At 54.5% G+C, this 24,164-nt stretch carries 20 protein-coding genes; 15 read left to right on the plus strand and 5 right to left on the minus strand.

What is annotated here, in order from left to right:
* Positions 1 to 10 precede the first annotated feature (10 nt).
* The 15 genes from pepP (at position 11) to D9N14_RS02845 (ending at position 17,685) form a co-directional block, all read left to right on the plus strand.
* Positions 11 to 1,351 carry a Xaa-Pro aminopeptidase gene (gene pepP, locus D9N14_RS02775; protein ID WP_290576643.1) on the plus strand — a complete coding sequence of 447 codons (1,341 nt, stop codon included), beginning with the start codon at positions 11 to 13 and terminating at the stop codon, positions 1,349 to 1,351.
* Entirely contained in the window at positions 1,351 to 2,559 is a 1,209-nt protein-coding gene (gene ubiH, locus D9N14_RS02780; protein WP_290576645.1) for a 2-octaprenyl-6-methoxyphenyl hydroxylase, read from the plus strand. Before pepP ends, ubiH begins: the two co-directional genes overlap by 1 nt.
* Entirely contained in the window at positions 2,556 to 3,845 is a 1,290-nt protein-coding gene (locus tag D9N14_RS02785) for a UbiH/UbiF/VisC/COQ6 family ubiquinone biosynthesis hydroxylase (protein WP_290576647.1), read from the plus strand. The genes ubiH and D9N14_RS02785 overlap by 4 nt, the downstream gene beginning before the upstream one ends.
* Before the next feature lie 43 nt (positions 3,846 to 3,888).
* A complete protein-coding gene (locus D9N14_RS02790; protein WP_290576649.1) occupies positions 3,889 to 4,176 on the plus strand; it encodes a hypothetical protein in 288 nt (95 codons plus the stop codon).
* A gap of 9 nt (positions 4,177 to 4,185) precedes the next feature.
* The gene (locus D9N14_RS02795) at positions 4,186 to 5,511 is read left to right on the plus strand and encodes a sensor histidine kinase (RefSeq protein WP_290576651.1); all 1,326 of its coding nucleotides are present in this window, start codon (positions 4,186 to 4,188) and stop codon (positions 5,509 to 5,511) included.
* A 54-nt stretch (positions 5,512 to 5,565) separates the two neighbouring features.
* Positions 5,566 to 6,891: a sensor histidine kinase gene (locus D9N14_RS02800; RefSeq protein WP_290576653.1), complete on the plus strand. Its 1,326-nt coding sequence runs from the start codon at positions 5,566 to 5,568 to the stop codon at positions 6,889 to 6,891.
* A gap of 170 nt (positions 6,892 to 7,061) precedes the next feature.
* Complete coding sequence (locus tag D9N14_RS02805) at positions 7,062 to 8,066, plus strand: extracellular solute-binding protein (protein WP_411267916.1); 1,005 nt, start codon at positions 7,062 to 7,064, stop codon at positions 8,064 to 8,066.
* Between the two features lie 64 nt (positions 8,067 to 8,130).
* On the plus strand, positions 8,131 to 9,723 hold the full coding sequence (locus D9N14_RS02810; protein ID WP_317622566.1) for an ABC transporter permease: 1,593 nt from the start codon (positions 8,131 to 8,133) through the stop codon (positions 9,721 to 9,723).
* 161 nt (positions 9,724 to 9,884) lie between these two features.
* Positions 9,885 to 10,982 (plus strand): glycine cleavage system aminomethyltransferase GcvT, encoded by a 1,098-nt coding sequence (gene gcvT / locus D9N14_RS02815; RefSeq protein WP_290576659.1) that lies wholly within the window; start codon positions 9,885 to 9,887, stop codon positions 10,980 to 10,982.
* Positions 10,983 to 11,024: 42 nt separating this feature from the next.
* The gene (gene gcvH, locus D9N14_RS02820; protein WP_290576661.1) at positions 11,025 to 11,411 is read left to right on the plus strand and encodes a glycine cleavage system protein GcvH; all 387 of its coding nucleotides are present in this window, start codon (positions 11,025 to 11,027) and stop codon (positions 11,409 to 11,411) included.
* An 88-nt stretch (positions 11,412 to 11,499) separates the two neighbouring features.
* Positions 11,500 to 12,855, plus strand: a complete 1,356-nt coding sequence (gene gcvPA / locus D9N14_RS02825; protein ID WP_290576663.1) for an aminomethyl-transferring glycine dehydrogenase subunit GcvPA — start codon at positions 11,500 to 11,502, stop codon at positions 12,853 to 12,855.
* Positions 12,855 to 14,312 carry an aminomethyl-transferring glycine dehydrogenase subunit GcvPB gene (gcvPB, locus tag D9N14_RS02830; RefSeq protein ID WP_290576665.1) on the plus strand — a complete coding sequence of 486 codons (1,458 nt, stop codon included), beginning with the start codon at positions 12,855 to 12,857 and terminating at the stop codon, positions 14,310 to 14,312. The genes gcvPA and gcvPB overlap by 1 nt, the downstream gene beginning before the upstream one ends.
* A gap of 467 nt (positions 14,313 to 14,779) precedes the next feature.
* Entirely contained in the window at positions 14,780 to 15,652 is an 873-nt protein-coding gene (locus tag D9N14_RS02835) for a hypothetical protein (RefSeq protein WP_290576667.1), read from the plus strand.
* A 19-nt stretch (positions 15,653 to 15,671) separates the two neighbouring features.
* Entirely contained in the window at positions 15,672 to 16,283 is a 612-nt protein-coding gene (locus D9N14_RS02840) for a hypothetical protein (RefSeq protein ID WP_290576669.1), read from the plus strand.
* A 214-nt stretch (positions 16,284 to 16,497) separates the two neighbouring features.
* Positions 16,498 to 17,685: a murein transglycosylase A gene (locus D9N14_RS02845; RefSeq protein WP_290576671.1), complete on the plus strand. Its 1,188-nt coding sequence runs from the start codon at positions 16,498 to 16,500 to the stop codon at positions 17,683 to 17,685.
* Here the strand turns inward: D9N14_RS02845 and D9N14_RS02850 are convergent.
* The 5 genes from D9N14_RS02850 to D9N14_RS02870 form a co-directional block, all read right to left on the minus strand.
* Positions 17,668 to 18,897 carry a winged helix-turn-helix domain-containing protein gene (locus tag D9N14_RS02850; RefSeq protein ID WP_290576673.1) on the minus strand — a complete coding sequence of 410 codons (1,230 nt, stop codon included), beginning with the start codon at positions 18,895 to 18,897 and terminating at the stop codon, positions 17,668 to 17,670. The two genes, D9N14_RS02845 and D9N14_RS02850, sit on opposite strands and share 18 nt — an antisense overlap.
* 85 nt (positions 18,898 to 18,982) lie before the next feature.
* Positions 18,983 to 20,095: a DUF3800 domain-containing protein gene (locus D9N14_RS02855; RefSeq protein ID WP_290576675.1), complete on the minus strand. Its 1,113-nt coding sequence runs from the start codon at positions 20,093 to 20,095 to the stop codon at positions 18,983 to 18,985.
* A gap of 38 nt (positions 20,096 to 20,133) precedes the next feature.
* Positions 20,134 to 21,519 (minus strand): hypothetical protein, encoded by a 1,386-nt coding sequence (locus D9N14_RS02860; RefSeq protein ID WP_290576677.1) that lies wholly within the window; start codon positions 21,517 to 21,519, stop codon positions 20,134 to 20,136.
* Entirely contained in the window at positions 21,516 to 22,538 is a 1,023-nt protein-coding gene (locus D9N14_RS02865) for a hypothetical protein (RefSeq protein ID WP_290576678.1), read from the minus strand. Before D9N14_RS02865 ends, D9N14_RS02860 begins: the two co-directional genes overlap by 4 nt.
* Complete coding sequence (locus D9N14_RS02870; protein ID WP_290576680.1) at positions 22,523 to 24,091, minus strand: ATP-dependent nuclease; 1,569 nt, start codon at positions 24,089 to 24,091, stop codon at positions 22,523 to 22,525. The genes D9N14_RS02865 and D9N14_RS02870 overlap by 16 nt, the downstream gene beginning before the upstream one ends.
* Positions 24,092 to 24,164 lie beyond the last annotated feature (73 nt).

The following is a 24,164-nucleotide window of genomic DNA, read 5'->3' on the forward strand; positions in this document are numbered from 1 at the left end:
GCTCCGCTGAATGAGTATTACCAAAAAAGAGTTTGCTGAACGCCGTGCCCAGTTGATGGACATGATGGAGCCCAACTCCATTGCCATCGTTCCCGCCGCCCCCATGCGCACCCGCAGCCGCGATACCGAATACCCCTACCGCCAGGACAGTGATTTCTATTACCTCACCGGGTTCGGTGAGCCGGAAGCAGTGCTGGTGCTGATCCCCGGGCGTGAGCACGGCGAGTTTGTCATGTTTTGCCGCGAGCGGGATCGGGAGATGGAAATCTGGAACGGCTATCGGGCCGGCCCTGAAGGCGTGGTCAAGCAGTACGGTGCCGACGATGCATTCCCCATTGGCGATATCGACGAGATCCTGCCGGGGTTGCTGGAAGGCACCGACCGGGTCTATTACGCCATGGGCAAGGACAAGGATTTTGACCGTCAGGTGATGGAGTGGGTCAACACCATCCGCGCCAAGGTGCGCAGTGGCGCCCATCCGCCGGGGGAATTCATTGCCCTGGATCACCTGCTGCACGACATGCGCCTGTACAAGAGCAAAGCCGAAATCCGGCTGATGCAGAAGGCCGCGGACATGACCGCCGAGGCCCACATCCGGGCCATGGAAAAATGCCATCCCGGGCTGATGGAGTTTCAACTGGAAGCCGAGTTCCTGCATGAGTTCGGGCGCCAGGGCAGTCGCTTCCCCGCCTATTCCAGTATCGTCGGGGGCGGTGCCAACGCCTGCATCCTGCATTACATCGACAACAACGCCGAACTCAAAAGCGGCGACCTGGTGTTGATTGACGCTGGGGCGGAATACCAGCACTACGCGGCGGACATCACCCGCACCTTCCCGGTGAACGGCCGCTTCAGCCCCGCCCAGCGGGCGCTCTATGATGTGGTGTTGAAAGCCCAGCTGGCAGCCATCAAACAGGTCAAACCGGGCAACCACTGGAACCAGCCCCACGAGGCGGCGGTGAAGGAACTCACCCGCGGCCTGGTCAAACTGGGCCTGCTGCAGGGCAAGGTGGATGAACTGATTGAAAGCGAAGCCTTTCGCCGTTTCTACATGCACCGCACCGGCCACTGGCTGGGTATGGACGTGCATGATGTGGGCGATTACAAGGTGGGGGACGCCTGGCGGGAACTGGAACCCGGGATGGTGCTGACGGTGGAGCCGGGCCTGTACGTGGCGCCGGACGACGACAGCGTGGACCCGCAGTGGCGGGGCATCGGCATCCGCATCGAAGACGACGTGCTGGTGACGGAAAAAGGCCGCAAGGTACTCACCGCCAAGGTGCCTAAGGACGCGGATGCCATCGAAGCCTTGATGGCCAAGGCCGCCAAGCTGCATAAACGAGTGGCCTGATGGACGTGGTCATCATGGGGGGCGGCCTGGTGGGGGCCTCCCTCGCCGCCTGTCTGGCCCGCGACCCCAAGCTCAGCATTGCCGTGGTGGAAAAGTTTTTGCCGCAAGCCACGGAGCTGCACCCCAGTTACGATGCCCGCAACACCGCCCTCTCCAACGGCACCTGTCATGTGTTCGATCAATTGGGTTTGTGGCCGTCCATGCGCGAATTCGCCGTGCCCATCCACACCATCGACATCACCAATCAGGGCAGTTTTGGCCGCGCCTTCATCCGGGCGCAAGAGGAGCGGGTACGGGCCCTGGGCTACGTGATTGAAAACCGTTACCTGGGCAAATTCCTGTTTGAGCACCTGCAGCGTTGCCCCAATGTGCAGGTGTTGGCGCCGGCGGAAATCGGCGGCCTGCATTATGAAGGGGATCAGGTGGTGGCCTCGGTGGAGATGGACGGCCGCTGGGACATGATCAAAACCCCGTTGGTGGTGATCGCCGACGGCGCCGAGTCCCGCGGGCGGGAACTGCTGGGCATCGCGGCCGAGGTCACCCCCTACGATCAGGTGGCCATTGTCACGGCGGTAACGCCGGATCGCCCTCACAACAATCTGGCATTGGAGCGTTTTACCGCCACCGGCCCCCTGGCGGTGTTGCCACAGACCGACAATCGCTGGGGGCTGACCTGGTGCCTGGACCAGGCGCGGGCCGAGGCCTTGATGGCCGCCGATGATGAGACGTTCATGGCCGCTCTGGAACAGGCCGCAGGACCGGCCATCGGCCGCCTCACCCGGGTGGGCAAGCGCTACACCTATCCGCTGGCGCTCACCCTGGCCAAAGAACAGGTGCGCCCCAATGTGGTGGTGCTGGGCAATGCTGCCCACGGTTTGCATCCGGTGGCGGGGCAGGGCCTCAACATGGCTATGCGGGATGTGGCGGTGCTGGTGCAGACCCTGTTTGACGCCAAAGCCCGCAACATCCCCTGGGGCGACTTCAAACTGCTCAACGGCTATCTGCAGCAACGCCAGCAGGACCAATTCAACACCATCCAGTTTTCCGACAAGCTCACCAAGTTGTTCAGCAATCACAACCCCCTGCTGAGCCTGGCCCGCAACAGTGGCCTGCTGCTGTTCGATACCCTGCAGGGCACCAAGCGCTTTGTGGCCCGCCATGCCATGGGGCGTTCGGTGTCCACCACGCTGCCGGAGGTGGCACCTTGAATTCAACACCCTCGACCTCCTCGCCCTCCACCTCCTGGTCAGGGCAGCCGGATATCCTGATCGTCGGCGCCGGCATGGCCGGTCTCACCCTGGCGGCGGCCCTGGCGGAGCAGCCGGTTTCCGTCCAGATCATTGATCCGCAGCTTCCAGACGGCCCGGAACGCTGGCCGAACAGCTTTGACCCCCGGGTCAGCGCGCTGACCCAAGCCTCCGAGAACATGCTGCGGCGCCTGGGGGCGTGGCCTGCCATGGCGGCGCAACGGGTGGCACCCTTTGCCCATATGGATGTCTGGGATGGCGACGGTACCGGCAATATCCAATTCCACGCCGCCGAGGCCGGGGCCACCCACCTGGGCCATATCGTGGAGAACCGGGTCACCACCCATGCCCTGTATGAGCGGGTGCTGGCGGCGTCCAATGTGGAAGTGATCGCCACCGGGTTGGACAAAATCCTGGAAAACGAGCAGGGCGGTTGGCGCATCCTGTTGAGTGATGGCCGCGCCCTGGAGCCCACCCTGCTGATCGGTGCCGATGGCGCCCGTTCCCGGGTGCGGGACCAGCTGGGCTTCCGCTGTCGCACCTGGTCCTATGGCCAGAGCGCCATCGTCACCACGGTGCAAACCGCCCAGCCCCACGGTGACACCGCTCGCCAGGTGTTTCTGGAAAGCGGGCCCCTGGCCTTCCTGCCGCTGCGGGAACAGAGCACAAGCCGCGGCTCCTGTCTGTCTTCCATCGTCTGGACCCTGGACGATGATCAGCTGGAACCGGTCATGGCATTGTCGGAAGCGGAGTTTTGTGCGCGGCTGGGGCAGGCCTTCGAGCAGCGTCTGGGGCCGGTGCTGAACACAGACCGGCGCTTTGCCTTCCCCCTGCTGCAGAACCACGCGGTGGACTACATCCAGCCCGGAGTGGCCTTGCTGGGGGATGCGGCCCACACCATTCACCCTCTGGCGGGACAAGGCATCAACCTGGGCCTGCTGGACGCGGCGGTTCTGGCGGAGGAAATTCAGCGGGCGCTGCAGTACGAGTTGCCGTTGGATGATTTCAGCATCCTGCGCCGTTATCAGCGCCGCCGCAAACCCCATAACCTGCTGTTGATGTCCACCATGGAAGGCTTCAAGCGGCTGTTCGGCGTGGATGTTCCCCCGTTGCGGGTGGTGCGCAATCTGGGCATGTCCTTCTGCAACCGGCACAGCCTGATCAAGGGCCAGATCATGGCCCGGGCCATGGGCATGGAAGGGGATCTGCCGGCCCTGGCGCAACCGGGCCTGGTGGCGGATTTCTGAGGTTTCTTGTAACCTTAGATAAACCGTAAGCAGGAGTAAGTGCATGGCAAAAGCGTACGTAATACGCAACCAGCTCGGTCAGTATTTGACGCGAAAGGGGGAATGGGTATCCGGCAAAGATGCCTCGGTTCTGTTTCACCAGCCCCACTATGATCAGGCCCTCAACCAACTTATCGAAATCAATGCCAAGGACATCGAGCTGCGTGGCACCGTAGTGGGTGTGGCGCTGGATGACAGCAAGCGCCCGCAGATACAGGAGTACGGCCCGGATCCGGTGCAGAAGGAACTGCTACAGGAAGAGGCGACCACAGAAGACGGGGTCGCCGCTTAAACAGGGCGCATGTATACGAACCAATTTCTTAACTGGGGGTGGGATGCCGATGCCACCCCTCCCACCCAGCTGCGCAGAGTCCGCTCTCTTGTCTGCGCCTGTATCGCTGTAATCCTGCTGGTACTGCCGTTTATTGCGCGCGCCGTTCAGTGGGGCATTCCTATCCGCCTCTTTTTGCTGGGCAGTGTCCTGGGCCTGGCCTGTGCGTCTTTGCTGTTGTTGCGCCGCCGCCTCTTTGCCTTGAGCCTGCACAGCCTGGCGCTGGCCATTTTCCTCGGCGGCTTCAATCAATATGTCACCGTGGGGGGCTTGTCGTCCGGCGCTGTCACCTGGTGGCTGATTGTGGCGCTCATGAGCAGTTTGTTCGGCGGTTTGCGGGCGGGCTTGTGCTGGGCCGTCATCAGCCTGTCTATCGGCCTGTTCCTGTTCACCCTGGAGGCGCGGGGAATGGTATTTGATAACCTCACCCCGCCAGAGGCGCGCAACGTGCAGCGGGTGTTGATCATGGTGGGGGAGTTTTTGGCGCTGGGGGCCGTGATGGTGGCCTATCACACCCAGATTGAAGGCTCGGAGCGGGCGCTCAAGGAACGCAATGAACAACTGCAGAAACAGGTTCAACGGGCGGAGAACGCCGAAGCGGTGGCCCTGGAAGCGGCGGCGGCCAAAAGCCGGTTTCTGGCCAACATGACCCACGAACTGCGCACCCCCCTTAACTCTATATTGGGGTTCACCAAGCGGGTTATGGGGCAGCTGGAAGGCAAGATCGAGCCCCGCCAGTTCGATGCCCTGAAAATGGTGGCGGGCAATGGCGACCAGATGCTGATGCTGGTGGGTGATCTGCTGGATCTGTCCCAACTGGAATCCGACCGCATGGCGTTGAGCCGGGGGCTGATTGATCTGCGGGAGATGCTCAACGTGCTGACCCCCCGTTTGCGCCTGACGGCCCAGCGCTGCAATCTGGATCTGGAGCTGGATGCCGTGCCGGAAGCCTTCATCCAGGGGGATGTGTCGCAAATCAAACGGGTCATTGAAACCGTGGTGGGGCATGCCCTGCAGTATTGCCCCAGCGGCGCGGTCAGGGTGCGGGCGGATGTGCAGGAGGGGCAATGGTGTATGCAGGCCCGCTGCGAAAACCTGAGCTTCGATGAGCAACACCTGGAGCGGATTTTTGATCGCTATCATCACCTGCACAGCACCTGCGAGCGGCCGATCGTGGTGTCCGGACTGGCCATGGCGCTGGCCCGGGAGCTGGCGGAATTGCACGCCGGGTCGTTGATCGTTCAGAATGAAACCGGGGCCGGAGTCTGTTACCGGCTAACGCTGCCCACTCAATAATCGCGCACTATACTGAGGGGTCAGGAACACCAGAAAGGAGTGGCTTTGGAACGGATGCTGAGTTTATTGCTGAATTGCGGATGGGATGCCCAGAGCACCGATCCGGTTCAGTTGCGGCGCATACGTACCACGTCGGCCGTGTGTTATCTGCTGCTCCTGGTGGGCATTCCCTTTCTGTTGCGAGCCTATGAATGGCACATCAGCCTGCGCATGCTGACTGTGCCAGCGGCCATGGGCCTGAGTGTCTGTGCCCTGTTGGTGTTGGGGGTATTCCGGCAATTCCAGATCAGTACCCAGCTGGTGACCCTGGCGGTGTTTGTGGGTGGGGCGGGCGCGGTTCTCACCGGGGGCGGCATCGGTACCGCCAATCTGGGCTGGTGGATACTGGTGCCCTTGCTGGCGGGCCTGTTGCGGGGCCTGGGCAGCAGCCTGGGCTGGGGCGCAGTGGTGTTGGCCTCCATTTACGGCTGTTATCTGGCGCAGAACCACGGCGTGGTCTTCCTCGATCAGACGCCCCCGGAACACGTGGCGTCCCAGCAGCTCCTGCAGGCCCTGGGCATCACCTGCGCGGTGCTGATTCTGGTGAGCAGCTACCTGTCCCAGCTGGTGCAATCCGAAACCCGCCTGGCAAAACAGAACCAGCAACTGCAGGAACAGGTGGCCCGGGCCGAGCGGGCCGAGCAGGAGCTGACCCGGGCCCTGGAAGCCAAAACCCGCTTTCTGGCCAACATGAGCCATGAGATGAAAACCCCCCTCAATGCCATCGTCGGATTCTCTCACCAGCTGGAAAAGCGCAATGGACCCGACCTGGACGATCGGGGGCGCGAATCCCTGCAGCAGGTGATCCGTCATTCCGGGAATATGCTGGCCCTGGTGAACGATCTGCTGGCCTTGTCGGGTCTGGACAGCCGCCCGCCGCACCAGGAAACCCGCTTGCCCCTGGATTTGATGGAAGCCCTGGTGCGCACGGTGCACGAGGTGGCGCCGTGGGCCGAGGAATACAACCTGAACATCCTGCTGGATGCCCCGGACAGCATCGTGATTTCCGCGCAGGGGGAGCAGATTCTGCAGGCCATCAACAGCCTGGTGCGCTATGCCCTGGCGTTTGCCAAGGGGCCGGAGATCCGGGTGGCGCTGGGGGAGTTGCCCCAGGGGGCCTTGGTGCAGGTCACCTATGAAGGTACTTTGTCGGAGTCAGACAAGGCCCGCCTGTTTGATCGCTACAACCATTTGCACAGCCAATTGCAGCGGGATGCGGGCATGTCGGCCCTGGCGTTGGCGCTGGCCCAGGCGCACGTGCAACGTCACAGTGGCACAATCAAGGTCAATTGTGATCACGAACAGAAGCAGGTTTGCTTCAATCTTTTCCTGCCCAATTGACTTCCGTCAGCTTTCTGCAAAAAACTCCGTTAAGCTGTTTCATTTGCAAATGACACAAATTATCATTTGCTGCCGTCGATATCCAAACTCATGAATTCAGAGGTGTTCTTATGGTAAAGCGTGTTTCCGGCAAGGTGCTGTCCTCCATGGCGTTGATCACACTGGGTTGGCTGGCGGGTTGCAGCGAACAGGAGCAAGCCACCTCCGAGCCGGTGCAGGCTGAGGCCGCGTCTGCCCAGGGTGGGGAGATCGTGGTGTACTCCTCCCGTAAGGAGCACCTGGTGAAACCCCTGTTCGATCAGTTCACGGCGGAAACCGGCATCAAGGTGTCCTACCTGACCGATGGCGAAGGGCCGTTGATGGCGCGCCTGGAGGCGGAAGCGGAGCGCACCCCGGCAGACATGCTGATCACCGTGGACGCCGGCAACCTGTGGCAGGCGGCCAACATGGGGCTGTTCCAGCCAGTGCAGTCCGACGTTCTGGAAGCCAATGTGCCTGAGCAGTTCCAGGATTCTGAAAACCGCTGGTTTGGACTGTCGGTGCGAGCCCGCACCATCGTCTATTCCACCGAACGGGTGAAGCCGGAAGAACTCTCCACCTATGAGAATCTGTCCACCGGTGAGTGGGATGGCCGCCTCTGCCTGCGCACCTCCAAGAAGGTCTATAACCAGTCCCTGGTGGCCACGCTGATCGAGCGCCATGGCCCGGAGCGCACCGAAGCGATCGTTAAAGGCTGGGTGGATAACCTGGCCACCGACGTGTTCCCCAATGACACCGCCCTGATGGAGGCCATTGTTGCCGGCCAGTGCGATGTGGGCATAGTGAACACTTACTACTTTGGTCGCCTGCAAAAGGATACCCCGGAGATTCCCCTGGCTCTGTTCTGGCCCAATCAGCAGACCTCCGGTGTGCATGTGAACATTTCCGGCGCGGGCATCACCCAGCATGCCAAGCATCCGCAGCTGGCCCGCCAGTTGTTGGAATGGCTGGCCCAGGGCGAGGCCCAGGCCATGTTCGCCGGGATCAACATGGAATACCCGGTGAACCCCAATGTACCGGTGGACGATCTGGTAAAAACCTGGGGTGAGTTCAAGGCCGATGATCTGAATGTGGAAGTGGCCGGACGCCGTCAGGTGGAAGCCATCAAACTGATGGACCGGGCCGGTTACCGTTAAGCCAGCGCCGTTGTCCATCGCCCTCGCTCGCCCCCAACCCTACCTGCCCCAGGCGCTACGGCGCCTGGGGTTGCTGCGCAGCTGCGCCCTGGTGCTGGCGCTGGTGGTGGGCGCGCCCCTGCTGGTGATCGCCTTGAGCTGGGGCAGCGTGGATGCGGATATCTGGCTGCACCTGGCCCAGACCCAACTGTTTCGCCTGCTGGGCAATACCCTGGTGCTGGTGCTGGGGGTGGCCAGCAGCGTCCTGCTGCTGGGGGTGCCCCTGGCCTGGTTTACCGCCACCTGTGAATTCCCCGGTCGCAAGTATTTTGATGTAGCCCTGATGCTGCCGTTGGCGGTGCCAGCCTACGTAATGGCCTTTGTCATGGTGGGCCTGCTGGATTACGCCGGCCCCGTGCAATCCCTGCTGCGGGAGTACGTCGGCACGGCCTATTCTTTCAGTTTTCGCGGCACCGGCGCCGTGGTGATGGTGATGTCGCTGGTGCTGTACCCATACGTGTACATGCTGTCCCGCAATGCCTTCCTGGCCCAGGGCCGGGAGCCCCTGGAGGCGGCCCGGGTGCTGGGGTTGTCGCCGCTGCAGGGGTTTTTGCAGGTGGCCCTGCCCATGGCACGGCCTGCCATCGTGGCCGGTGTGGCGCTGGCCCTGATGGAAACCCTGGCGGATTTCGGTGCCGTGGCCGTGTTCAATTACGACACTTTCACCACCGCCATCTACAAGGCCTGGTATGGCTTTTTCAACCTGCAGACGGCGGCACAGCTGGCCTCCATGCTGCTGGTGATCGTGCTGGCGGGCCTGTATCTGGAGCGTCGGGCGCGGGGTTCCGCCCGCTATTACCAGAACAGCCGGCGCCGTGCCGCCCAGGCCCGCTTGCAGCTGAATGGGCCCAAGGCCTGGCTGGTGTCCGGCTGGTGCGGGCTGGTGTTCCTGGTGGCGTTCCTGATTCCTGTGGGTCAGCTGGTGTACTGGATCGCGCGGGGCGCCTGGCGGGACTGGGACACCCGTTACCTGGATCTGGTGGGCCATACCCTCAGCCTGGCGGCCATCGCCGCGCTGATCACCGTGCTGGCGGCGTTCCTGCTGGCCCTGTTCAACCGCACCTACAAAGGGGTACTGTCCAACGGCATCGTGCGCCTGGCCACGGTGGGCTACGCCCTGCCGGGCTCGGTGCTGGCGGTGGGCATCATGCTCAGTTTCAACTGGTTGGACCACTGGGCGGCGCAACTGCAGACCCTGCTGGGCCTGCCGGTGCAGCCCCTGTTTGTGGGGGGCGTGTTGGCCCTGTTGCTGGCCTATACCACCCGCTTTCTGGCGGCGGCGTTCGGCCCGGTGGAAACCAGTCTGGATCGCATCAAGCCCTCCATTCCCGAGGCGGCCGCCATCCTGGGTGCCCGCCCGCCGGAAATCGTGCGCCGCATCTACCTGCCCATGCTGGCCCCCGGGCTGCTCACGGCCGCTCTGCTGGTGTTTGTGGACGTGATGAAAGAAATGCCCGCCACCCTGTTGATGCGCCCCTTCGGCTGGGACACGTTGGCGGTGCGCATCTATGAAATGACCTCCGAAGGCCTCTGGCAGCAGGCGGCCCTGCCCGGATTGTCCATTGTGCTGGTGGGGCTGCTGCCGGTGATCATCCTGGTGCGTCGCTCGGCGCACTGATGCCAGGCTAGACTGACTGCACGGCCCCACTGGTCACCCGCCCTTGACCTGAGTACAATTGCCCCCCTTAATTTTCAGAACAACATCTGAAATTTTCAGAACAGCACCCGAACCCTGCAGCGATTGTTTTGGTACAATCGTGCCAAAAGTGGAGAGCGCCCATGGCCAATCGCACAGCCCTGTATGAGAGTCACCTGCAAGCCGGTGCCAAAATGGTGGATTTCGGCGGTTGGGACATGCCCATCCACTACGGCTCCCAGATTGAGGAACACAATCAGGTGCGTACGGATGCCGGGATGTTCGATGTGTCCCACATGACCGTGGTGGATGTGCAGGGCGAGGGCAGCACCGCATTCCTGCAATATTTGCTGGCCAACGACGTGGCCAAGCTGAAAACCCCGGGTAAAGCCCTTTACAGTGGCATGTTGAATGAGACCGGTGGCGTCATCGACGACCTCATCGTCTACAACATGCAGGACGGCAACACACAAGGCTGGTTCAGAGTGGTGGTGAACTGCGCCACCCGCGAGAAGGACCTGGCCTGGATGGCAACCCAAAGCCAGGGCTTCAGCGTTACCATCACCGAGCGTCCGGACTTTGCCATGATCGCCGTGCAGGGCCCCAACGCCATCGCCAAAACCTGTGCCGTGGTGGGGGAACCCAAAGCCGCCGTGGTCCGGTCATTGAGCGTATTCCAGGGCCTGCCGGCCGACGACTGGTTCATCGCCCGCACCGGTTACACCGGTGAAGATGGTCTGGAAATCATGCTCCCCAACGAGCAGGCACCGGCCTTCTGGCAGCAATTGATCGAAGGTGGCGTCGCCCCCTGTGGCCTGGGTGCCCGCGATACCCTGCGCCTGGAAGCCGGCATGAACCTGTACGGTTCCGATATGGATGACAGCGTCTCGCCCCTGGCGGCGGGCATGGGCTGGACCATCGCCTGGGCGCCGGAAGACCGCGAATTCATCGGCCGCGGGCCAATCACCGCCGAGCAGGCCAATGGCCCCGCCATGAAGCAGGTGGGCCTGGTGCTGGAAACCCGAGGTGTCTTGCGCGGTCATCAAAAAGTGATTGTGGCCAACGTGGGCGAGGGTGAGATCACCAGTGGTACATTTTCCCCCACCTTGGGATATTCTATAGCTTTGGCACGGGTGCCCGCTGCCACCGGCGAGGCCGCCCAGGTGGAAATCCGGGGCAAGCTGCACGACGTCAAAGTGGTGAAGCCGCCTTTCGTGCGCAATGGCAAACAGGTTTTTTAATTTCAAAGTCTCAATAATCTATATCAGTTCTGAGGAATCAACATGAGCGAAATACCAACCGAATTGCGTTACCTCTCCTCCCACGAGTGGGTGCGGGTGGAAGACGGCGTGGCCATCATCGGCATCACCGCCCACGCCCAGCACGCCATGGGTGACCTGGTGTTTGTGGAAATGCCCGAAGTGGGCACCGAGCTGGCCGCCGGTGACGAAGCCGGTGTGGTGGAGTCGGTCAAAGCCGCATCAGACATCTACACCCCGGTCTCCGGCGAAGTGATTGAGATCAACGGCCTGTTGGAAGAAGCACCGGAAACCGTCAACTCCGATCCCTATGGTGAAGGCTGGATGTTCAAGGTGCAGATCGCGGATGAATCCGAGTTGGAAAACACCCTGACCGCCGACGAATATCAGGCGCAGATCGAAGACGAGTAAGCCAACTCGCTGACTTGAGCCGAATACTAGCCCGATTCACCGCAGTCGGGCTTTTGCATTTTTATCTTCCTGATTCACGGTACCCAACATGCCCTACATTCCCCACACAGACGATGACGTAAAACGCATGCTCGACACCATCGGCGTGAACAGCATCGACGATCTGTTTGATGAAATCCCCAAGGACATCATCGCCCAGCCCCTGCAACAGGTCCCGCCCGGTAAAACCGAGATGGAAACCATGCGCATCATGAGCGATCGCGCCGCGCAGGACAGCGGCAATCTGTGTTTTATCGGCGCCGGTGCCTACGAGCACCATATTCCCGCCGCCGTGTGGGAAGTGGCCGGGCGTGGGGAGTTCCTCACCGCGTACACACCCTATCAGGCGGAAGCCAGCCAGGGCACCCTGCAGGTGATTTACGAATACCAATCCATGATCGCCCACCTCACCGGCATGGACGTGTCCAACGCGTCGTTGTACGACGGCGGCTCCGGTTTGTCCGAGGCGGTGTTGATGGCGGTGCGTGCCAACCGCAAATCCAAAACCAAAAAAGCCCTGGTGCTCACCAGTGTGAATCCGCTGTATCGCCAGGCCACCACCAACATCGTCGACAACCAGGGTTTGGAACTGGTGGAAGTGGCCTATTGCAGTGAACAGGGCACCACCCCAGTGGCCGCGTTGAAGCATTTTGAAGGCCAGGATTTCGCCGCTTTAATTATTCAACAGCCCAACTTCTTTGGCTCGCTGGAAGACGTGGATGCCTTAACCGATTGGGCCCACGCCAACGGCATGCTGGTCATTGCATCGGTGAACCCCACATCGCTGGCGTTGTTGAAACCACCGGGTGAATGGGGTGAGCAGGGCGCCGACATTGCCGTGGGTGAAGGCCAGCCGTTGGGCGTGCCGTTGTCCTCCGGTGGCCCGTACTTTGGATTCATCACCTGCAAACAACAGCACGTGCGCCAGATGCCCGGCCGCATCATTGGCCGTACCGTGGACATGGAAGGCCGCCCCGGTTTTGCCTTGACGTTGCAGGCTCGTGAACAACACATCCGCCGTTCCAAGGCCACCTCCAACATCTGTACCAACCAGGGCCTGGCCATGACCGCGGCCACCGTGTACATGAGCCTGCTGGGTGCCGATGGCCTGCAGCAAGTGGCCGTGGCCAGCCACAACAACACCCAAAGCCTGCTGCAAAAACTCACCGCCATCAACGGCGTGGAAAAAGTCTTTACGGCGCCCACCTTTCACGAGGTGGTGATTCGGGTGCCTGGAAACGCGGGCGACGTGCTGAACAAGCTGGCGGACAAAGGCATTCAAGGGGGCGTGGACTTAAGCGCTTATTATGCGGAACTGGATGGCTGCATATTGTTGTGTGCCACCGAAACCAAAATCGAAGCGGATCTGGATCGTTATGCAGCGGCCCTGCAGGAGGTGCTGTGATGTTGATATTTGAAAAGAGCCAAAGCGGCCGTCGTGCCACCTCGCAAGCACCTAAAAAGGCGGAATTGAAAGGCGGCATTCCCGAAGGTCTGCTGCGCAAAGAAAAGCCCCTGATGCCGGAAGTGGGCGAGATGCAGGTGGTGCGTCACTACACCAACCTGTCGCGCAAAAACTTCAGCATCGACACCCAGTTCTATCCCCTGGGCAGCTGCACCATGAAATACAATCCCCGTGGTGCCCATCGCGCTGCCATGTTGCCGGGCTTTCTGAGCCGCCATCCCCTGGCACCGGAACAACACAGCCAGGGTTACCTGGCCTGTTTGCACGATCTGCAGGAAGTGCTGAAAGACGTCACCGGCATGAAAGGCGTGTCGTTAACCCCCATGGCCGGTGCCCAGGGTGAATTCGCCGGCGTGGCCATGATTCGCGCCTACCACGAAGCGCGCAACGATCACGAACGGACCGAAATCCTGATTCCCGAAGCCGCCCACGGCACCAACCCCGCCACCGCCGTCATGTGTGGATACAAGGTGCGTGAAATACCCGTGGACGACGACGGCGACGTGGATGTGGAAGCCCTGAAAGCCGCCGTGGGCCCCCACACCGCCGGCCTGATGATGACCAACCCCAGCACCTGCGGCGTGTTCGAACGCAAAATCAAAGAGATCGCCAAAACCGTTCACGATGCCGGTGGCCTGCTGTATTACGATGGCGCCAACCTCAACGCCATTCTGGGTAAAGTGCGCCCCGGGGACATGGGCTTTGACGTACTGCACATGAACCTGCATAAAACCTTTGCCACGCCCCATGGTGGTGGTGGCCCCGGCGCAGGCCCCGTTGGTGTGGGCGAACGCCTGCTGCCTTACCTGCCCACGCCGATTGTCGGCAAGGAAAGCGTAGACGGTGCCGATCACTATCGCTGGCTCACCGAAAAAGACATCCCTGCCACCATCGGCCGCCTCTCCACCTACATGGGCAACGCCGGTGTGTTGCTGCGCGCCTTCTTCTACGCCAGCGTGCTGGGGAAAGAAGGCCTGCACCGCGTGGGCGAATTCTCCACCCTCAACGCCAACTACATGATGAAAAAAGCCGAACAGGCGGGTTTCCAACTGGCGTACCCGAACCGCCGTGCCACCCACGAATTCATCATCACCCTGAGCAAGCAGGCCAAAGAACTGCATGTAACGGCGATGGACTTCGCCAAGCGCATGCTGGATTACGGCTACCACGCGCCCACCACGTACTTCCCCCTGCTGGTGCCCGAATGCTGGCTGATCGAACCCACTGAAACCGAAACACCGGATGAGCTGGATGGGTTCATTGAAGCCATGGTGAAAATCCAGAAAGAGGCGGAAGAAACCCCGGATCTGGTGAAAGGGGCGCCCTACACGCAGCCGGTGAGAAGGCTGGATGATGTGAAGGCGGCACGGGAGTTGGATTTGGTTTGGGGTAAGTAAGGTCTTGTTAAGTCAATGGGTTACCAAATGATGGTGACCCAGGGCAGACCAAGCAGGGCGGTGGCGGTATACTTGGCTTAATTGACGCTATACCCCGGGCTGGAGCGTGATGATATCCGCCAGGCCCTGGAGTTGGGGGCACATAGCCTGGACGATGAAGTCATCCGGCTGGGTGCTGCGTGAGCCGAAAAGTATTATTGGATCAAGGCATTCCTTACTCCACTACAAGACACCTTAATGACGCTGGTTGGGATGCGGTGCATACCGTTGATGTAGGGATGAACCGCGCTACGGGGTGTCGATATGGCCGGTCTACTCAAACAGGTGTGGATTCAGATAGAAACTCAGCTGGAAGCGGGTTGCTTGGTGACTGTGACTGATGAAGCGATCCATATTCGCAGGTTGCCTGTTTAGTAGAGAGAAGAAAAAGTGAAGTGATCGAATGAAGGAAATAATCAGTAGGTGGCTTGCCCATTGTAATGGGGATGGCGCTTACAATATTGGCGCTGACAGGATATATGCATACGCACCAAAGTTTGTTTAAAGGGCTGGTTGAGCTAGCCCCGAATAGAACTGCCTCGGATAGGGATTATGAATCTCAGATCCAACTGGTGAAAGGGATGTTGTGTGAGCATATGGATGCCAAAAACTATATAGCTGCGCATGGTGCAAGTGGCATGTTGGCCGGTTTTTTCTGGCATCGCAGTGTACAGAGACTCAGCAACTACAGTCCTGACGAAGTTGATTGGCAGGATTTTGCGCTGGCCTTTGAATATGCCAGAGTGTCGATTGAGCTTTATTCCCGTTATAAAGTCAGAAAAACAGAATTCAATAGCGTATCATTTTCTAATGCCCTTGCTCTTGCATTGTATGGTGTTATCTCAAATAAAGCCCACCTGAAAAAAGTTGGTTTGGATGAAATGGACCGGCTTTTGCCGAGCCGCCAGATGAATTGTGGTGATTTATCCGATCAGCCCTATATCCACAATATACTGATGCATCAGGAAAGGGGAGAGTCTAATGTGGAGAGTCACGGCGCCTACGGCTCGCTGATCAAAGCTGCCAATTCAGATGGGCTTCCCGGAAAGTTAACAGACGTGATGCAATATCACCTATTTGTCAGCGATGCTGATAGTGAAAGTCTGTCCCTATATTTTCGACCGATCGATATTCTTCCTCTTGATATCCTCTACTGCATGCACGTTTATGACTTCAGCACGAACACAGTTCTGGATTCATTCAGGTCGACAATAGCCGAACTGCCCACTGCAAGTGATGACCTGCTAGACGAGATTGATATTTTTCTGTTTGTTGAATTGGGCGCTTTGTCGAGCAAATAATATCGGGTTGAATGCCGAAATGAAGCAAATAGTATTGGACTGGTTGGCTTATTGTCGCGGTGATAGAAAAGTTGATCAGTGCGTATTGGCTCGCGTGTTCTCTGAAGAGCTGTCCTGCGAAGAACTCGAAGCAGTGTTTTCAGTTTTTAATAATGGCGATTCGTTGCTGAGGCGTTACCTTTTTATTGAAGAGAGCGGCTACGATATGGCGGGGGCTCCAGCTTCATTGTCTCAGCTTCGAGATGTGGTTTTAGCAGATGTTAAAGAGAAAATGGCGTTGGTTGAAGATGCAAACTTACAAAAGATTCTGCAATTTGATGTGGGCTTTGTCAGTTCTGAGGAGGAGTTGCATAAACACAGAGATGCATCCAACAACGATGTCTGGTTTAGAGAAGAAATACACGATACCGCGCTGGCGCGTTGTAATGAGGATCGGTACTCCAGATGCTTACTCATGCAAGCCTATTATGATAAGTTTTTCGACTACGACCTTGTATTGTGTCTAATAGAACCAGCAATCTTGCCCCAGATTAATTTAATGAATTATATGGATGTGCTCGCTGTACGGGGGAAGTATTGTATTGGTTCAGATCAAATATTTATTTATTCACCAACCAATCAAGGTTTCTGATTCTTTGTAGGCCTCCCGTTACAGCGTTTGCCAGTTGTCCGTTTATATATACAGCTATATTGGAGTTTACTGGATGAAATACGCCATTAGGCTGACACAGAATTTTCAACGCCCTCCCGTCAGATGCGCATGGCGTTGAACTAGTCAGGGTTTTGTCCAGTTATAGGGATATAGACCTTCTTTTTTGAAAACCAAGCTTATGTCAGGTATCAGGATGTTCAAGGCTTTAGCCATTCTCTTTTTCACTTTACTGGTCGCCTCCTGCGCAACCACACCCAAAACTCCTAGCCTCACCATCGCGCCCAGCACCTTCAAGGCGTTACCCGGCTGGGGGCAAGACAACCTCACCTCCTTCACCCAGGCCTTCAACCGCAGCTGCACCCGAATTCAAAAACTCAATCCAGCCCAACCCTTCTCCTCAATTAAAGAGGCCGGCAGCAACGGCCAATGGCAATCCATCTGCTCCCAATTCAAAACAGTAAATGCCGATGATCCCGCGGCGCTCAAACAGTTTTTTGAAACCCACTTCAAGCCCTACCAAATCACCAATAATGGCGACAGCAAAGGCCTGTTCACTGGCTATTTTGAAGCAAGCCTGAATGGCTCCCGTACGCCCAAGGCACCGTACCTTACCCCTTTACACCAACGGCCGGACGATCTGATCATGGTCCAGCTGGGGGATTTTCGGTCGGACTTAAAAGGCCAGCGCATTGCTGGCCGCGTGATAAACGGCAAACTCACACCCTACGAAACCCGTAAACAGATCACAACGGATCAATGGCCACACCCGGACAGCGTTCTGCTATGGGTGGATGATCCGGTGGATGCATTCTTTACCCAGATCCAGGGCTCCGGCGTGGTGGAAATGGATGACGGATCGGAAGTGCGCATCGGCTATGCCGGCCACAACGGGCACCCTTACTACGCCATCGGCCGGGAGCTGATCAAGATGGGCGTGCTGAGTAAAGAAACGGTGTCCATGCAGAGCATTCGCCAGTGGTTAGACCAGAACCCGGATCAGGCCGCGACCATCATGAACACCAACCAATCCTATGTGTTCTTTCGCGAGGTTTCCGGTGCGGGCCCCATCGGCGCCGAGGGTATCGCCCTGACGGCGCAGCGCTCGCTGGCGGTGGACCCATCCTGGCTGCCCTATGGCTTGCCGCTATGGGTGGATATCGAACCGGTGCCTGAGAGTGATCAACCGATCCGCCGTTTAATGATCGCGCAGGATACCGGTGGCGCGATCCGTGGCCCGGTGCGGGGTGATGTGTTCTGGGGGCATGGGGAGGCGGCGGCCGCGAAGGCGGGTAAGATGAATTCGCAAGGGCGCTATTGGGGGTTGTTCCCGGTAGGGATACTTGTCGATAGCGAAGTAGTTCGCTTACGCCAGCGTCTTTAGTGCGTGGCGCAATCGCTGGGCAATATTTTTAGGATGGATGTTCGTTAACGACACCGAGTCACATTCTTGAAACTGGCAAAACGTTGTAACGGCCTCTACGAATGCTGAAATAATCGCAGCCTCATCAAAATCGTGTTGCTCAACGCGGTGTTGTTCAAAGTAGAGTGACTTGATTTCCAGGTGCCTAGATTTTCGGTGCGCCTTACAATCCATTCGGCCAACGAATTGATCCTGATAAAGTAACGGCAAACTAAAGTAACCGTACTGGCGTTTGGCAGCAGGAACATAACACTCTATTTGATAGTCAAATTCAAACAGTGCTTTGAGCCGTTCACGCTGAATGACGGCATTGTCAAAGGGTGAGAGAATCAAAAAACGGTTACTCAACCTGGGAAGGCGGCGCTCCAGGGCGCCGGTTTCAATCAAGAACACATCGCCATTCTCGATGCGTATTTGTTCCAAAGTGCCTTGCGCCAACCTTTCGTTTACCAATGATTTTACTGCCTTTCTTAGGCTAGCGTTTCGTCGCTGGTAGGTCAGCCCTTTCAGTGACGAAAAGCCATGGCAGCGCAACTGTTGATCTAAAATATGTGTTGCAAACTCGTCGATATCAGGCGTTTGCGAATTGATATGGGATGGAAGCACTCTCTCGGTCAGGTCGTAGGTTTTCTGGAATCCTTCGCGGTTACTCACCATTAGATCCCCTTCCATATACAATTGCTCGAGTGCCTTTTTGGCGGGTTTCAAATCCCACCACCCTGTACTCCTTGCCCTGTTCGTTTCTATATCACGGGATCGCAACGGGCCATCTGAACGTATGCGCGCCAACAGCTCCGCCATGAGTTTTCTATCTGGTGTTTTATACCAGTGGGTTTGCCCATTTTTGATTGCGTGTTTATACGGTAAGGAGAAGCGAAAATCGGAAATAGGCAGAAATGCGGCAGCGTGTGTCCAATACTCGAAAATGTCACCATTTACCAACAGTTGATTGGTCATGGCTGGGTTAAATTTGGGTACTCTGGAATGCAAAACATGATGATGGGCACGCTCAACAACCGATATGGTGTCGATTTGCACATAGCCCAAGTGGTTAATTGCTTTGCGTGCCCCAGCCAAGCCTTGCCCATAGGGCTGGTATTGAAGTAAACCTTGTGCCGATAGGGAAAGGCGGCGTAAGCGAGTTAAATCATTCTGGTTTGTAACTTCGATCACTCAGTGGGGTTCCTTTTTATGGGTGGTCTTTTTGATAGGGGGGGATGCTGGGTAGTCCGTTTTCGGCCATAAGCGGACGTTAGACCTATAGTTTTACACCATGTAAAAACCAATTATTTCTTCTTTGTTCTCCCTCGCTGCTAACAACATTAAAAAATCCTCTGCTAACATCATCAGAAACATCAATGATATCTTTTAAGGCTGTAAGCGTCTTGAGTTGGTTGCTAGTTAAGCCAGATTTATCAAGCGCTAATTGCTCGTCATTTACATCTTTTAAATAGGAAAAATATTTTCCTAAAAAACCGGCAATAACATCGGATATTTGAACTGCCTTGCAGTCATGCGATTTAACAAAAGCGTGATTCCGAATTGGCACACCATTTTCGGTTAATGGGAATCCATTAAAGTCTTCCTGAATGCTCTTTTCTTCATCAAAGATATGCTTGGAGTTTTTAAATAGATACAGATTTCTTAAATAAAAAACCATAAAGCTGGAGATCAATTCTCGACCATGAAATCCTGATATGAACGGTAAGTCTTCGATTTTCAGAGATTCCTTCATCAGATTTTCGAGTACATTCGCTCGAAAGTCAGGCAATATGCAACCGTGTATGCGTGTAAAATCGATAAGCCATAGGCAAAACACATGCGCTTTTTCTTCTGGAACATCTGGATAGTTAAATTCGTATAGAGCATTTAGGAAGACGCCAGGATCGCTACTTACAAGCTCATAAAAATCGCTCTTAAGTGATATGTGATTCATGATATAAAAGGGATGATGCAGCTCCCCTATAATTGAATCAATGATGTCAATAACAGACCAATATATGATATTGAGATTAAAATAATGGATGTAGAATTTGTTTTCGATGAGCCAGCTTAGAATAATGAAAAGCTTATCAGATTTAAGCATATCCAAAAAATCACCCTTAGCAATATGCTTTAGCTTTAGCTCACTGACACTTTTTTGAAGATTCAGATTTTTAAAGAGAGCTGAATAATCACTATCGGTACTTAACCCTTTATGTAGTATTCCCGCGAGAATGAAGTTATCTGTCTTGCGGACATTAAGGCCCGCATCTTTCAGATATAGTTTTCGGATGTTATTCGTTTCATCATAATAAAATGTATAGACATCACCAGTATTTTTAAGACCATGATGCTGGATGAGAATATCTCTACTTTCATTGACATCCATTTCATTCCCCTTATGTAATTCTCAGAAGAAGGTCAATTTTAGCGATCCCCATAAAAATCACCTATTTCTAAAGTCGGTTCTGACTCATCCTGAATAATGGTTTTCGAATATAAAATAGCCGTCTCGTAAAATGAGCTGCAAACAATCTCACCATTCTTTTCAAACCAGTGTGTTGTTTCTGGCAGCAGTTCCCGCTTTACAGGATACTTTGCATACGGGTTATGGAAGACCTCAAGTTCAGCACACCATGGCTCATATCCTTGAGGCCATAATGTCCGGTATTCTTGACTTGTAACATCAAGACAAAAAGGTATGCCTTTCAGAGCATTCGGTCTGCGATCAAAAAACTCCCCAATACGAGTGTATTTTAAACCCTTTGCTAATGCACCTGCTGACAATCCAACACGATTGAACTTTGCTATTGAACAAGCATTGGTAAAAATAATAGCTGATAATTCGCTGCGTTGATTATCAGCAAACAGTCCTGCAGGGAATGCAGATTCCCCCAGCAAATTTTCTACAGATTCAGCACAAGCAAACTGTACACCCGCATCCGTCATAACAACAGGGTACGTGCCATACAAATAGCATATCAGTGCCTCGCGGCTCCATGTCATTGAGGAAGGGGCATGAAAATCTGCTAGAGCAATGATGAAAGGCTTCCCGCTAACGTGCTCTAACTCATGGTATTTTTTGGCTAACTTATTCCCTAGTGTTTTGGCAAACCTTTCTGCAGCACTTCCTAATAACCTTTCTTTCCTGTCTTTAGGTGGGTCAATTGGAGTACTGTTTACATGGTTATAGCGATCTTTTGGATTAGCAGTTACAGCTTCAACCCACGCCTCAGCGCCGTGTCTGTTCTCAATTAAAAAGTCTGGTGATGGATGCGACTGGGACACCATCAAGCCTTGCTCTCTAAAGCTAGCCAGTAGTTGCGCCTCCCATAATCGGGTATGAAAATTATCGGTTTGACAGTCACTAGCCCAGTTCGCATCCGGGTTCGGCAGAGAAAGATACAGTTGATTCAACATCCATGCAGCCACATGATGAGATGGCTTTGATAAAAGCTTAAAAATATCGGATGGTTTTCTATTGCATACATCATGTAACAATGGTCGAGGCGCTGTATTAGGGGGAAGCGGCTCGGGAGGTTCACCCTCTTTCAACAAAGTAGGAATGTGGCCGAAAGCCTCCTCGAATGAAGAGAAGCCATCACCACGAAATATTATTACCCATGTTTGATCTATACGACGCCTAACAGCCAGCACACCAAAAATAGAGCTACCATCGTCATGAGTAATCACGGCATATGCCAAGCCATCATTACTTTGCCATGCTCCAATTGGTGGTGCGCTACCAAAACCATGGCCACGAGGCAACGCAAGGGAATAAACATCAAATAGCGATTGTGGCAGCTCTTTCATAACTTCAAAATCGACTTTACCCGTTGCTCACTGACAAAAATCAATCGTCCTTTTGTGCGCGTAATAGCAACATATAACTTATTTCTAGTTATCGGATTTAATTCGACTAATTTGTTTTCACTATACTGCTTGTAGGTGCTTTTATTGAGTACAACACAAACGTCGTTGTAGCGGTCTTCCCCTTTGGATTCGCCCCAGTTCCTTCCAAAACATGGATATTTGCTCCGTGACTGATAGAAAAGCTTTACGATATCGTTATCGTTAAAGGCATCTCTAATGTCCGTTTCATCATCCAATGTAAGAATTTCAGTTTCATCCTCGCGCTTCGATCCAATAGCGATGCCGAGATTAGCTTCGACAAATTTACATACGGAAGGGCTACATCTGTAACTACTATCAAGCGTATCGGCGTCAACCGCAAGCCCCATAGTCTTGGCCTTGTCGAGATACCCGTCTAATTGCTTATGGAGGTTTGCATTAGTGTTTCCATCCCTGCTTGTATCAAAGGTATGCTGGTAAAAATCACCCACGAAAAGCACATTGCAATCAGTATTCACAACATAAGGAAGAAAATTAAAGTCATTTCCTGCAAAATCCTGAATTTCATCGAAAAGCACATCATCAAAATATTTTGAAATTCTTGCCGAAACACTTTCGGCTTCACCTTTCTCGATAATGAGCTTTGTAAGCCTGTTTGAATAAACCCGACTGTTGCTATCAATATAACGCTTATCTCCCTTGGCAAACTTATTCGCGCAAGGATCAAACCTGATTCCTTTGACCCCAGTTTTAGTCAGAAGAAACGGCTTGAAGCAAAACGAGTATAAAAATGAAAAATAGGAAAACAAACAGATATTATCCGGCAAATATCCAAATTTCTGAATTATCCGGCTTTTGATATTGTAGTAATTATTGTTTGTGTAAGTGACGATCAATGATCTGCGATTCAGATCAAGGCTATCAATGATATGGCGAGTTTTACCGGAGCCAGCAACTGCGAGGATTATGCGTTTATCCATGTTATCGCATCCCTGATATACTGTGGAACTATCAGATTATCAACACCATGCTCAAGGAGAGAAAAAGCCGCTTCTGTTTTGTTATTCAACATGTAGTCCTGAACAGACAAAGTGCGCCGACCTTCTGCAAATAGCTGGTCACAAACATCCTTGTTATCGGCGTACATACAGACTTCAAAAGTGTAGCGGTCATTATCGGTATCGCTGAAAATTCTGATATGTTCTCCCTGATAACCGTCATATGGCTGCACAGAGTTTGCATCATAATTTTTATCATTATCCCTGATAACGACGACCTTTACCGATAAAATACTGGCAATGTCCAGATAGCGCTTAAAGCTTGTGCCTCCAACTGATATAACATGAATATTGGCACTTTCCATTGAACGCCCCGTCACGACCTGAAAGAACCCCTCCATGAGCATAAATTCCGCATCACCTTCAACAAGAATAACCTTCTTGGATAGAACAAAATCCAGCACGCCGTGGTTGGGCGCTTTCATGAAAAATTTGGCCGTATCTTCTGGTAATCCGTTCAATAGAAGCGGATTTTGTGCGCTTGAATGAAGCAGAATTGTTTTTCTTAAGTCCAGTCTTGCGCTTATCATATTGCTATGGGTGGCAATAATTAGCTGTTTGTCCTCTGAATTACCGATCATCTCGATGAGTTTTTTCATGTTGATGTGGCTGAGATGGTTTTCAGGCTCCTCGATAAGCGCCACGTCTATTTTGCTGGCAGGGTTTTCTGCGCGACGAAGCGCAAATTCAGTCTTAATGAAGCACTGCTTGCCTTTTCCCTTATTATCAATGTCTATGTTGTTTTCAACGATAGTGAGGTCTGTTCTCAGGTTGGTTTTGACATCGTTTTTGACCGAGAAGGAATACCCCTGAACTCTCTCATTCAGTGCTGCCAGTGCTGTATCTCTAAAATCGTTCTTTGACTTTCTGTATTCATTTTGATGCTTATGTTTTTCAGGGCCTTCCACGTAATTTTCATACATGCCGCCAATATATTCCCTGATGGCGTAATCATTGCCGATTAGGGCGGTGTCGATCACGATATGTTTCAGGTACTTTTTATATCCCGAATATTGATCGCCCTGAAATGTTGAAAAGGTTACGGCATAGTACTCATAAGGAAAATTTATATCATCTGATTCCAGAATCTCTTTGATTTCCCCGCTTAGGGCGTCTATAGGCGAACACTCCATACGCAGCCCGTCACATTCAATATCTTCAGAATTATTTTTACCACGCAGCTCGAAATTATTCTGCTCGTTTAACCACAGCTCAACATACGTAACCGGAAGGTCTTCATACTTTTTTTCAGAAGTCAGAAATTCCTCGGTAGCTTGTGAATTCAGAAGGCGTTCTATCCCTATCTTTTCGACTTGGCTCCTACTACCGCTGAGCACCAGATTAATTGCCGTTAAAATCGAGCTTTTGCCAGATTCATTTTCACCAACCAATATATTGAGCCTTTCGTCCAGAGGAACTTCAAAACCCCTGAACCGCTTGAAATTATGTAGTTTGATCCGGCTTATGGTTCTCATCTAAATTCCGTCTGTATTAATTTTCATGTATTTCAAATGTCTGCTAAGGGTCGAAAGCCGACACCCAATCGCT

The sequence above is a fragment of the Ketobacter sp. genome (genome assembly GCF_003671495.1).
Classification (GTDB): Bacteria; Pseudomonadota; Gammaproteobacteria; order Pseudomonadales; family Ketobacteraceae; genus Ketobacter.